This window comes from Paenibacillus whitsoniae, assembly GCF_003955665.1.
GTDB lineage: Bacteria > Bacillota > Bacilli > Paenibacillales > NBRC-103111 > Paenibacillus_E > Paenibacillus_E whitsoniae.
Map to the genome: position 1 here is coordinate 23686 of NZ_RXHU01000005.1, position 12692 is coordinate 36377.

8 protein-coding genes are annotated in these 12692 nt (G+C 54.7%); 2 read left to right on the forward strand and 6 right to left on the reverse strand.

Annotated features, from left to right (window positions below; translation table 11 throughout):
- Positions 1–31: 31 nt before the first annotated feature.
- A complete protein-coding gene (locus EJQ19_RS00955) occupies positions 32–601 on the reverse strand; it encodes a hypothetical protein (protein WP_126139342.1) in 570 nt (189 codons plus the stop codon).
- A gap of 205 nt (positions 602–806) precedes the next feature.
- Between EJQ19_RS00955 and EJQ19_RS00960 the strand changes: the two genes are divergently transcribed.
- Both EJQ19_RS00960 and EJQ19_RS00965 read left to right on the forward strand, forming a co-directional pair.
- Entirely contained in the window at positions 807–1916 is a 1110-nt protein-coding gene (locus EJQ19_RS00960) for a helix-turn-helix domain-containing protein (RefSeq protein ID WP_126139343.1), read from the forward strand.
- A 1-nt stretch (position 1917) separates the two neighbouring features.
- On the forward strand, positions 1918–2670 hold the full coding sequence (locus EJQ19_RS00965; RefSeq protein ID WP_241242670.1) for a CPBP family intramembrane glutamic endopeptidase: 753 nt from the start codon (positions 1918–1920) through the stop codon (positions 2668–2670).
- Between the two features lie 4 nt (positions 2671–2674).
- On the opposite strand, the gene EJQ19_RS00970 is transcribed toward EJQ19_RS00965, so the two are convergent.
- The 5 genes from EJQ19_RS00970 to EJQ19_RS00990 form a co-directional block, all read right to left on the reverse strand.
- On the reverse strand, positions 2675–3817 hold the full coding sequence (locus EJQ19_RS00970; RefSeq protein WP_126139344.1) for a glycerate kinase: 1143 nt from the start codon (positions 3815–3817) through the stop codon (positions 2675–2677).
- Positions 3814–5211, reverse strand: a complete 1398-nt coding sequence (locus EJQ19_RS00975; RefSeq protein WP_126139345.1) for a sensor histidine kinase — start codon at positions 5209–5211, stop codon at positions 3814–3816. Before EJQ19_RS00975 ends, EJQ19_RS00970 begins: the two co-directional genes overlap by 4 nt.
- On the reverse strand, positions 5205–5909 hold the full coding sequence (locus EJQ19_RS00980) for a response regulator transcription factor (protein WP_126139346.1): 705 nt from the start codon (positions 5907–5909) through the stop codon (positions 5205–5207). The genes EJQ19_RS00975 and EJQ19_RS00980 overlap by 7 nt, the downstream gene beginning before the upstream one ends.
- A 156-nt stretch (positions 5910–6065) precedes the next feature.
- On the reverse strand, positions 6066–11246 hold the full coding sequence (locus EJQ19_RS00985) for a golvesin C-terminal-like domain-containing protein (protein WP_126139347.1): 5181 nt from the start codon (positions 11244–11246) through the stop codon (positions 6066–6068).
- A gap of 213 nt (positions 11247–11459) precedes the next feature.
- On the reverse strand, positions 11460–12677 hold the full coding sequence (locus EJQ19_RS00990; RefSeq protein ID WP_126139348.1) for an SGNH/GDSL hydrolase family protein: 1218 nt from the start codon (positions 12675–12677) through the stop codon (positions 11460–11462).
- Positions 12678–12692 lie beyond the last annotated feature (15 nt).

A 12692-nucleotide genomic window follows, 5' to 3' on the forward strand; every position in this document is an offset into this window, starting at 1 on the left:
GAGGTTTCCTTCGTAATGGCGCCGAGGCTGCTTATTGCTTCGCCCGCTTCGCCCACTTCGCTTGCAATGCGCTCTGGATCTCGGCAAACACCTGCGCCGTCGTCTTGCCGTCCGTAGAGATGCCAAGCTTCGCCGCCCTCTTGTTCACAGCGTCCGCTTTTTTGGCATCGCGTTCGGATTTTTTCGCAGCCTTAGCGGCTTTCAGCGCCTCTCGCAGCTCCTTATTCGTTTTGCCGTCACTGCCGACACCAAGCTTATCGGCTTTCGCTGCCAGCTTCGTGTGCACAGCCGCCTGCAGATCTGTCTTCAACTGCTCCGCCGATTTACCATCTGTGGCGATGCCGAGCTTCGCCGCGGCCGCCTGCAGACGCGCCAAACGGTCCGCCTCGCTTGCGCTTTTGATCTCCGCTTTTATTTGCTCTTTCGTCTTGCCGTCCGTTGCAATACCGAAAGCCGCGGCTTTCTCCTGGAGCAGCTGCTTGAGCGGGTGGAACGCCTCCGCCTTCGGAGCCGTCCCCGAGGTATTCTCCGCAAACGCCATGGTCGGCACGGCAGCTATGATGGCGCCTACGAGCGCGAGACTTGCTAACTTTTTCAACATAGAAGATCACTCCTTGGTTTAGATAAGTTTGGATCAAGTTTGCCTGACTTGCTGACAGTTCCTATCTTACTGCAGAGTTATGTCATAAGTTTGTCGCGGAAAAGTTTCCTTGCAGTTGACTTTTTCAACTGAAATCAACGACGAATCCATTGCTCCACATGGCAGAAATCAGAGATAATTGGGTCAAGGAGATGATCATCACGCCATGAAAGAAATTCAACTCGCTACGATTCTAGCCGCCAAACGAAGAGAAAAAGGCATTACCCAAGACGAGCTTGCCGCCTATATCGGCGTGTCCAAAGCATCGGTTTCCAAGTGGGAGACAGGCACCAGCTATCCGGACATCACGTTCCTTCCCCAGCTGGCCGCTTATTTCAATATCTCGATTGACGAACTGATGGGCTATTCGCCGCAGCTGCCCAAAGAGGAAATCACCAAACTGTACCGACAGCTCGCTGCCAAATTCGCCTCGCAACCGTTCGAGGAAGCGCTAGCGGAATGTCAGGCATTGATTCGAAAATATTACGCCTGCTTCCCCTTGCTGCTGCAAATGGCGGGGCTGCTGCTGAATCATCACATGCTGGCTCCCCATCCAGAGCAGCAATCAGCTGTCCTTCGGCAAATTAGCGAACTCTGCGAACGAACCGCCCGCGAAAGCGAGGATGTTTGGCTGGCGAAAGACGCCGCGTTCCTACACGCTACATGCCGTTTGATGCTCGGCGAGCCGCAATCGGCGCTTGGCCTGCTGGGTGAAGAGGTACGCCTCGAATTGCCGGCGACCAGCCTCATCGCCCAGGCGTACCACCAGCTTGGTCAGGCCGACAAAGCGAAAGAGGTACTCCAGGCCGCCGCCTACCAACATGTGATGAGCCTGCTCGGGGCGATGCCTTATGAACTGCTTTTACACGGGGACCAGCTGGCCAAAGCCGAAGAGATTCTGCGGCGCGCGGAAGCGCTCTCCGGCATTTACCGCGTGGAGGCGCTCAATCCGAATCTGATGATCCAGCTGTATATGGCGGGAGCGCAGCTGTATCTACAGCACGGGCTGCCTGAAAAAGCGCTCGACATGCTCGGCAAATATGTCGAGATCTGCGGCGCGTTTCGCTTCCCCGCGGCGCTGAAGGGAGACGATTTCTTCGATCGCATCGGCCCATGGCTGGCCGAAACCGCTACGGCGGCTCCCCGGGAGGAGCCCGTCATCAAAGCCAGCATGGTGCAGGGGCTGACAGCGAATCCCGCATTGGCCAGCTTGACGGAGCTACCCGCTTTTCACCGTCTGATAGAGCGTTTGAAATCCAAATTGGAGGTGCAGTAACATGCGATGGATCCATTCCCATGCGTTACGATTCGCTCTGGCCATGCTGCCTGTCGGCCTGCTCGGGGGAGCGCTTGTTGGACTCACCACGTTCACCGACGAGATCGCCGCTCAAGCCCATCTGTCCAAATCCGCCTATGTGCTGGTGACCGCTCTGCAAACGGGCGTGCTGTACACGGGACTGCTCGGCTATTTCGGCTACGTGCTGGCCGGCAAACTCAATCTGCTGCGGCGCATCAGCTGGAACACATCCACCCTCTTGCCCGCAGTGTTCACTGGCGTGATCGGGATGCTCTTCTTCCTATTCGACTATGCTTTCTTCGGGCCCAAAATCCCTCAAGTTGCTGACAGCTATACGAAAGCGCACTACAGCTTACTGCAAGTGTTAGCCGGCGTTGTGTACGGCGGCATCATCGAGGAGGTCATGTTGCGGCTGTTCATGCTCTCGCTGCTCGCCTTCTTGCTGTGGAAGCTGACCCGCGGCAGGCGCGACGCTGCACCCGTCGCTCCCTGGATCTACGTCTGCGCCAATATCGGCGCGGCGCTCCTGTTCGCGGCAGGACACCTGCCGGCTTCCTATGCGCTTTTCGGCGAACTCCCCGCGTTGATCGTCATCCGCTGCTTCCTGATGAACGGTGTGCTCGGTCTGCTTTTTGGCTGGCTGTACATCAAAAAAGGCCTACCCGCCGCCATGCTCGCCCATGCGCTGACGCATGCGATCACAGCTGTTGTCCTGGTAAGCCTGGTCCTATAAAGGGTTACCTCTGAGCTGACCCCCGGATGAGTCTAACCACACTGCGCGTGCAGCCGTACAGGTTCGGCTCCGCCTCCGCCATGCACGCCTCTAACGAGGCCGGCCCCGGTACAATCGCGAAGATGGCGTCGAATACGTCGAACAGCTTCTCACTCTCCGCTCCGAGAGAGCCGGAGATGAGCACCGCTCGCTTGCCCGCATCCTTGGCCCAACTCGCGACACAGAAGGGCAGCTTCCCGAACAGCGTCTGCCCGTCGCTTCGCCCTTCTCCCGTCAGCACCCAGTCGGCCTGACGGATGTGCGCTTGAAGGCCGGTCAGCCGGGCCACGACCTCGGCGCCGGAGCGCACGCTCGCCCCGAGCGCGAGCAGCGCGAAGCCGAGCCCGCCAGCCGAGCCGGCGCCGGGTGTATCGCGGTGCGCCGCGGTGCCGAGCGCCGCCGTCACGACGTCGGCGTAGCGCGCCAACGCGCCGTCGAGCAGGGCCACCAGCTCGGGCGTCGCGCCCTTTTGCGGGCCATAGACGTTGGACGCCCCCTCTGCCCCGCAGAGGGGGTTGGTCACGTCGCTGGCCACGGTGATGGCGCACGCGGCGAGGCGCGGGTCGAGGCCGCTGAAATCGGCGGCCACCACCAGCGCCAGGTCGCGGCCGAAGCCGCCGACGGGCTCGCCGTCTGCGCCGGTGAACTGCGCGCCGAGCGCGCGCAGCAGGCCGAGGCCGCCGTCGTTCGTGGCGCTGCCGCCGAGGCCGATCACCATGCGCCGGATGCCGCCATCCAGCGCATGTCGCATGGCTTCGCCAAGCCCTGCCGACGTCGTGTGCAGGGGATTGCGCCGATCGGCGGGCACCATCGGCAGGCCGAACAGATTGGCGGCCTCCAGCACCGCCGTCCGCTCGCCTTGCTGATCGATGATGCCGTAGCACGCATCGACAGGCTCGCCCAGCGGGCCGGTCACGGTGACCGGCACCAGCTCGCCCCGGCAGGCGGCGACCACCGCCGCGACCGTGCCTTCCCCACCGTCGGCCATCGGCACGACGGTGACTTCAGCCTCGGGCAGCTCCTGCCGGATCGCCCGTTCAATCACTTCCCCCACCTGGACCGCCGTTAAACTTCCCTTATACGAATCTGGTGCTACGACAAATTTCATGCCTCGATCCCCTTTGGCAAAAAGATTTTGAAAATCGTCCCCGCCTGCGGCCCCGACTCTACCTGAATCGAGCCGCCGTGCGCGTCGACAATATGCTTGCAAATCGTTAACCCGAGCCCGGCTCCGTTGCGGTTCCGGCTCTCGTCCGCTTTGTAGAAGCGGTCAAACAGATGCGGCAGTTTCTCCGCCGGAATCCCTGGCCCTTTATCCCACACCTCGATCCAACGTTCCTGCCGCAGAACGCGAATATGGATGCCCGCATGGGAGCCTTCCGGAATATGATTGATCGCATTATCCAGCAGATTGATCAGCACCTGCCGCAGCCGATCGCGATCAGCTAAGGTCATGTACGCGCCATCACTGGCCGCATGCAGCTCGATGCCCTTCGCTTTCGCCTTCATCGTGAGCTGTGTGACGACGAGACCCGCCAGCTCCGGCACGTCAACCTCTTCAAGGTGAAGCTTCACTTTCTTCTCTTCAAACGAAGACAGCTCCAGCAGATCCTCAACGAGCCGGCTAAGCCGGAGTGTCTCCTGGAGGGAGACATCGATATATTCCTTGGCGTCCTGCGGCTCGACAACGCCGTCAACGATCCCTTGCAAAGACGCCCTGATGGTCGTCAGCGGCGTCCGCAGCTCGTGGGAAATTTCCGAGAGGAACTGCTTGCGGCTTTCTTCAACCTTTTGCAGCTTGCCGGCCATGCGGTTGAGCGAACCGGCCAAGGAAGCGATCTCGTCCTTGCCGCGCACGGGCACGCGATCGCCGAAGTCCCCCGTGGCGAGCGCTTCTGCGGTTCGGCTCATGCGCTGAATCGGCTTCACAAAATGCCGTGAAGCGAAGTAGAGTCCTGCGACAGCGAGCAATGCAATGACCAGCGCTGCACTATAGATCGCGCGATTAATCTCCTGAATCGTGCCCTGAATGTTGACGAGAGGCGTGTACAGAAAAATCGCCCCCACTACCCGGTTGTCCTGTTTGACGGGACGGCCGACGATCAGCATTTTGACGGAACTGTTCTGTGCAAAAATGCCCCGCGTCGTCACCGGATTGCCGGACAGCACCTTTTCCAGCCACACCTGCCGCACGGGCTGTTCCCCGATCGTCATCCCGCGTTCCGGATTGGCCCGAGGCGTTTTCATCACCGCTACGCGTACGTTTGACGACTTTTCGAGCGCCTGAATCTGCTTGCGGAAATCCTTGATCGGCGTCTCGTTATTGAAATAGTCCGCCGTCAGCTCCTCCACCTGCTCCACCTTTTCCAGCAGCAGCTTTTCGCTGCGGTCGTACGTTTTCTGCTTCATCGTATACGAGATCGTGCTCGAAATCGCCAAAATCGATACCAGCGTAATCGCGATATAGATAAACAACATCTTACGGTAAAAGGAATTCAGCATGCCCCCGGCCCCTCAAACTTGTAGCCGACGCCCCAGACGGTGCGGATGCTCCAGTCGCTGCTGCGTTCGGTGAGGGCGGTGAGCTTTTGCCGCAGCCGCTTGATGTACAGGTCGACGACACGATCTTCGCCCTCGAAATCCCAGCCCCAGATTTTCGTAATGAGATCTTCCCGGGTGAACACCTGGTTCGGGTTGCGCATGAAAAAGAGGAGAAGCTCGTACTCCTTCTTCGGCAGCTGCACGGGATGACCCTCCACGGTGACCTCGTGGGAGAGGCTGTCGAGGCGCAAGCTGCCGCTCTCGTAGATATGCGGCGCCGCTTCCGGCGCGGCTCGCTTCGATGACCGGCGCATAATCGTCGCCACGCGCGCCACCAGCTCGTTCGGGTCGAACGGCTTGACGACGTAATCGTCGGCGCCCATCTTCAGCCCCTCGACCCGTTCGTCCACTTGCCCGCGCGCCGTCAGCATGAGGATCGGCACGTCGCTGCGTGCCCGAATGCTTTGGCACACGGCCCAGCCGTCGCGCTTCGGCATCATGATGTCAAGCACGATGAAATCCGGCTGGATCTCCTCGAACTGGCGAAGCGCCTGCTCGCCATCGTTCGCCGTCACGACCTCGTAGCCGTTTTTCTCGAGGTACAGCTTTGTGATTTTACAAATGTTGATATCGTCATCTGCGACCAGAATCGTTGCCACTCACGCACGCCCCCAGACAGGTTTTCTTCTATTGTACTGGAAAAGTGTGAAGGAAAAATTACTTTTTTTCGCAAAAAAAAGCCATCCCCCGCCTGCTAACAAGCAAGCGGAGAATGGCTTGAAACAACGACAGTATCGGACTTACGCCTTACACCTCTATTTCTTCGTATACCACGCGTTTAACGCGTCGGTGACTGTCTTGCCCGCAAGGGATATGCGATAGGATGTCTCTCCATTCCAATTCGATACGAAAGGTTTCACGGGCCCCTTGTTCGTGAGCAGCGCTGAGCTGGCGGATTGCCGTTCGAACTTGACGGCATCAGCCCTCGTATAAATCATGTCCGCCGGAAGGGTTGGTGGATCTACCGTCGTCGGAGTCTCTCTGGTTAAACGAACATACTCGGTGCCGTCTCCTGTAAAATCGAACGTGCCCAGATTCACCCAACCCGACGTGCCGACAGTCGCATCGATATACGTGACCTCGGTAACCGACTGATGCTTCACTTCCACTTTAACATGATTATCGTTTGCCGTCGTATGGACGATTTTGTAGATAGAGACCGTATATCTCCCCTCTGGAAATTGAGCCTTCCATGTCGCCGACGATCCTTGCACGGTTGAATAACGGGACTTCACGCCAATTTTGTAGCCGGCTAAATTACTTTGGCTCCATGACCCTTCCGTCGTATATAACCCGGTCGTATTCGTGCTGTCGACGATAACCGTCAGATCCTTGATCGCGATGGTCAAAGGCGGCGTTGTTAAGGTCGCTCCGTCCATCGTTACTGTGGCCCACACCGCGATATGATCCGTAATCCCATCAAGACTTTGCAGAGTCAGTGCACCGTTACTGTCTACATGAGCTAGATCCGTTCTATCAACAAAATACTGCACGTTTGCCTGCGTTAAATCGGCGATCAGACCGTTATCCAAATGGCCAACTACGTTCAGTTGAGCAGCTTGAGTCATCTGCAGTTCATCCCGATCCGACAGGATCGCCACTGATTCCAAGTGGTGCGCCTTATTCGGATCCACCCACATCATGGCATCGGCCACTACCCGTGACTTGTTGGCCATATTGGTTAATTCGACATACCCGCTATCGCCTGCTGCAAAAGGGTAGGCTCCCAGGAACACCCACGTCCCATTGGCCGCTGACTCATCAACGGTCACCGTCTCGGAGCCCCCGCTATAATAAACGGTAAAAGCGGCATTGGTTGCCCAATTTTCGCTTGAGGCAGTGATTTGCGGCAGCTTGTAATACACGCTATACGTGACACTTTGCGGCAGCTCTGGCCGCCATTTGATTGTACTTGTGGCTGTACCGGCAGTCGATTTGGCATATACGTAGTTATCGTAGTAATAATCATTGGCGGTTGTATCTCGTATCCAAATGCCTTCTGTCTCCGCCTCTGTATTATCTACAACAATGGATGGTCCCTCCTGCCATTCCGGTTGAACCGGCGTTGCCGCTACCTGATCAGGCAGATATAGCGTCCGCGCGCGGGTCTGCTTGCCGTCCGATTCCACGTAATAAGTAAAGGTTTTGGATAAATCGTTTACCCGTATCGACCATTCCATCGGATAGATGGTATCCGGAACGGTCGTGTACGTGGCCCCGCCATCCAAAGAGTAATGGATCGTCGCCGGTTTCGTCGTTTTGGCCTCTACGTAAGCATCGTAGGACGTTTCGTCGGGCTTAACGATGAGCATGCCTTTCACCGCATCGATTGGGCTGTGCACATCAAAGAAATAGCTTGCATCCGAGGAATCGGCTGTTCGAACCTGATGTAACGGCACATCAATGTTCAGCCCCTCCACAATGATTGCTGTTATTCCCTTGCCTGACACGGTGGCTTGGATGATTCCGCCGCTCATTATCGCTTGCTCTGGTGCCCCATTGTCGCGGATGATCGTTACGTTATAATTTTGTGCTGGGTTGAACCCGATCATCTGTGCATTCAATGCGATCGGCGTCTGGACCTCGGCCGTCGATTCGTTGCTTAAACTGATGTAGAACTTATTTCCGCTCTCTCCCGTTATCCAGTTCAATTGCGGATCGTTCGTCTGAATGATCCCTTTGGGCATCCAGAGCCAAACGTTCGAATTGCCGTAGAATTGACCTGGCTTATTCCCATAGAGGTGATATTTGAACCACAGGAAATTCGTTTCGAACACGGAAGGGAAGGTAATGCTTCCATTCGATTTGAGCGATTGTTCGCTAATCAAATAATCCATCGTTTGCCCGAGCTGCGCCGGCATATGGTGATAATAGATGGATGTCGCCCCGCTTGGCCCCTCCAAAGGAAAATCCGGCTCGAGTTGACTAACGGCGAAGCCCTTATAATAATACCCCGGATAGCTGGAATAGCGTCCGATGACTGCATTATGGGCAATATCCTGCAGCAGTTTATCGCCGGTATAGAGCGATAATCTCAGCATGAATGGCGCCTCCTGCGCATTCATCCGATAATAGCCGGTCGTACTTCCCGCTTCAAACGTCAATCCGTTGGGTGACACAAGCCAACTGTCCGCTTGTACGCCCCCGGCTGCATCTTCAGGGAGTTTGGTCCTTGGATATGCGTATTTACCACTTTCCGGCCAATGGAACGATTCCGCGTAATTATACGTCTCCGGCTGCGGGATCGTAACGGTGCCTTCAGGAACCGGACGAGCTACAAACATGGTGGCGTATCGTTTGGCTTCTTTGTACGCGGCATTCAAGTATTTGGGATCCTTTGTTTCTTCGTAAAGCTCCAAGATCTCCATCCACAGCTTGCCGTAGTAATAAATAAATTCATTTTTACTCACATTCACGGATGCAGGCGTATCGATATATTGAGCGATATAGTTGTCGGCTGCATCCTTGGCAGCCTGTAAATACTGCGTATTACCTGTCATCCGATACATCATCAGGGGCTGAATGACAGGTCCCCGGTCTTTCTGATCAGGATCGCGCATCAGGTACTCTTCCTGCCCCAGCGCCCCAATGCCAGCCGAAGTGCCCAGCATTTGATTGACGGCGGCTACGCTGGAAACATCAAACGGCAAGGTTGCCATTTTCCATAACGACGGTACACCGTATACCGGCTTCTGTGTCGGCGACCAACCGATCCCGTTTCGCGATACCCCGTACTGTATGGACGGCAGCGCCCGCGTATCGTAAAGCTGGTCGTCCCCTGTTAAATAGTAGGCCCCCAGAAGCGCCGCACTGGATGTTGTTCGTACGCTATCCTCGTTCTCGATATCAATGAAACCCTTGGCCCGGTTCCACCACCCGCTGGGAGACGGGACATAATTTACAGAATCATCTCCCTGCGGTTCGATCTTGAGCAGATCAATCATATTGAACATGGCGTCCGTCAGCGATTGACCCGCGACATTTTCCCGGTACGCCGAATAATCGTATTCACTGCGAAGAATGTCTTCGTAGGCTTCATACAGACTGCTTCTCTGAGCGATTAGCCCCATATGAAATTGATAGGTGTTTTCCGCAGTCATTTGCGAATACGTCCCTAGCTGCGGCGCGTACAGGATCGGCTGCACGCTGCCTTCGTTGTTGACAAGACTCATCCCAAGCCGCTGTTGGGAAACGCCTCCCGTCGGTTCAAATTCGACCGGCAGTTCATCCGACGGTACGAATACGCCATACGTCAAGGCGTTCCCCGCACCGTCATTCTTTTCAACCAGACTCATCGGAGCGCTTAACTCCCTCAAGCTGGTCGATTCCACCGAACCTACCATTTTCGCATGCGACCTGAAGCCATTTAACACTTCATTGATGCCAGCGGTTGACTCTGCTGTGAAAGACTGATAGCCGACCACATAATTGCCATCCCGGCGAGGCGTAAAATCGAAGGATACATCAGGTTTGTCCCCTGCCATGGACCATTTCACTTGTAGATCGTAATCGCTTCCATGCAAAGAATCGGTTAATATAGCCGTATGGCTGTCTGGAAATTGAATCCCGTCAAATGTAATCCACCGTTTGTTCATCGTATCGTAGTAATTGGTCCGACTCCCTGCATTTCCATCCAATAAAACCCATTGCTCTTCAAGTCGTTCCGCGACATTATTAATGGGTACCCAGTTTCCTGTACCCGTATCCTTGTAGAACAGATCACGAACGATGGTTTTGCCACCATCCCAAGCTGCTTCATAGAAAGTTGCCTTATAGTTTGCGTTTGCTATGCTGCCTTTCTCCGTATAACTGAGATTCGCTAATGTGCGGCTGCGCAGCGGCGGCAAAGGTGGCGCTTGCTGCCGAATATTCCCTTCGAACTTGACGCTATCTGCCCGCGTAATGATCGTTCCCGTCGTAGGCTGCATGCGAGTCAACCTGACAAATTCGGTATCATTTCCACTAAAATAATAAGAACCTAAATCAACCCAACCGACGGATGGGCCTGATGAGGGCCTTAGATCCATAAACATAACATCGGTAATCCCATTGTGAACAATTTCGATTTTCACATTACTATCTGCTTTATCCGCCCAATCAAGCTTGTAGAACGATATTTTCGCCGTTCCCGCTTCCAATCGCGGATTCCAGGTGATAGTTCTTCCCACAGCATCTGTATAGCTGGAACTGGAATTATTGTACCCCTTCACCCCCGTACTGGTACTCCAATAAGGAGCCGAGTATCCGTTATTCTTGTTATCCACATCGATGGTGACGACACCATCCGTCGTGATGCTTCCATTATCAATAATGATCGTCTTATAAGGCCCTTTCTGCTGGATATTCCCTTCGAACTTGACCGCATCCGCACGCGTAAGAATCGAACTGCTGCTGGCGGTAGACCGGGTCAATTTAACGTATTCTTCACCAATCCCGGAAAAATAGTACTCGCCCAGATCGACCCATCCCACAGGCGCCCCGAACGAAGGTCTTAGATCGATGAACTGAACATCCGTACTACCATTATGGACGATTTCGATTTTCACATTGCTATCTGCTTTATCCGCCCAATCAAGCTTGTAGAACGAAATTCTCGCCGTTCCTGCTTCCAATCGCGGATTCCATGATATGGTTCTGCCAACTGTGCTTGTATACTTGGAACTGGAATTATTGTACCCCTTTACCCCTGTACTTGTGGTCCAATTCGGAGCCGAGTATCCGTTATTTGCATTATCTGCATCAGGGGTCACGACACCATCGATTGTGAGGCTGCCATCATCAATGATGATTGTCTTATACGGTAAGGACTCCGCCTCAGCGGTTCTTATTCCAAGAAAGCTTAAAGGAATGATCATCGTCATCATCAAAACCATTAAGATCAGCTTCCTTTTCATCCTATCACTCACATCCTCTCCATAGATTGTTTGCGCTTTCAAAACATCATATCCTCCTTTGCTGGCATGATCGCAAAGAAACGACTAGCCCTATTCCGGCTAATCCTCCTCCGTCTTGTTTATCATAGCATCTCACCTAACCGCGAAATTTCTTTGATTTCAAGAATTTCTTATAAGATTTTAAGTAAAAAAAGCCTGTCTCGAATCTGACCGCTCCATCGCAGTCAGTTACAAGACAGGCCCTCAAGAGGACACTTACTGTGGCGGTTGCACCAGCAATAACTTCCCAAGCTGGATCACCGTTTGATCATACCAATCGGGATGCTGCCGAACATGCTCTCTACTTCGTTCATTGCCGCATGCCTCAAACACAGCCGCTTTGTCCGTCTTCTCGTGATCGATTTCGAAACGAACCGTGTGTTTCCCGTTCGGAAGTTCCGGCAAGTACACATACTGATTCCGATTATGGTCGTTGTATGTAGTGAATCGGTCGACAAGGAACGGTTCCCCGCCATCCACCGTCACCTTCAATCTGCCGGAATCCGGCCCTCCGATATCGAACAGCCCGATGTGCGTGCCTTCGAACTGCACCGTGAATGCCTCTCCAGGATCGACCGCACGCCATAAGCCAGGGAACAACCAATGATACTCGCGGGCTAAAGTGAAATCATCGGCGGTCATGTAGGACCATCCTGCCGATAAAACGGCATGCCCCTCCAGTGGCAGCATAGCGGCGTACTCCCAAGGATTGGACGGGACCAAAGGGTCCTGCGGCAAGTTATGTGCCACACTTCCCGAACCAACTTGAAGTTTACGAATTCGCTCCAAAGACCGGGTAATCGTATCCGTATAAATCTGATGTCCCTCGGGGATGATCGGATGGATGGAATCATGCGTAAAAACAATGGCCCCCGGAATGGACTTGTCTGCCCCTGAACCCCCTGAGGTAAATATAAGCTTCCCTTCCGACACCAATTGACTGACCCTCACACCAAGATGAATCGATGGAATACCATAATAATCGGCCACTTCCTCCTGCATAAGGGCCCCTTTCTGGTACTCCCCAGACTGAAAACCTGCGACATCTCGCTCCTTCAGCGTGTAAACGAACAGAATATCGATAAATCGGCTCCGCTTACGAATTTGACGGACAATGCCTTCGATCCGCGCCTTCGACTCAGGCACGCCGCCATCATTGCCGACGAACTCAACAAACACAAGATCAGGCTGATGACGAAGCACATCCGTCTCCAAGCGGGCACAGCCCAAGTCGGATCCCGTGCCGTCGATACCCGCATTCACAGCGCGGATATCCGCCTCGGGATATTGCTCACGCAGCCATTCCGCCGTCATGACCCGATAACCTGCAGAACGCGTATTACTACCGCCAAAATAGGCTATGGTCACGGTTTCCCCATTTTCCAGCTTCTGAATGACATTAGGTAATCCTCTTCGAGGGAACAATTCCTGCATCGCGACTTCACCTGA

Coding starts and splice junctions, on each gene's coding strand:
- EJQ19_RS00960 (WP_126139343.1), top strand. CDS start 807: ATGAAAGAAATTCAACTCGCTACGATTCTAGCCGCCAAACGAAGAGAA.
- EJQ19_RS00970 (WP_126139344.1), bottom strand. CDS start 3,817: ATGAAATTTGTCGTAGCACCAGATTCGTATAAGGGAAGTTTAACGGCG.
- EJQ19_RS00975 (WP_126139345.1), bottom strand. CDS start 5,211: ATGCTGAATTCCTTTTACCGTAAGATGTTGTTTATCTATATCGCGATT.
- EJQ19_RS00965 (WP_241242670.1), top strand. CDS start 1,918: ATGCGATGGATCCATTCCCATGCGTTACGATTCGCTCTGGCCATGCTG.
- EJQ19_RS00955 (WP_126139342.1), bottom strand. CDS start 601: ATGTTGAAAAAGTTAGCAAGTCTCGCGCTCGTAGGCGCCATCATAGCT.
- EJQ19_RS00990 (WP_126139348.1), bottom strand. CDS start 12,677: ATGCAGGAATTGTTCCCTCGAAGAGGATTACCTAATGTCATTCAGAAG.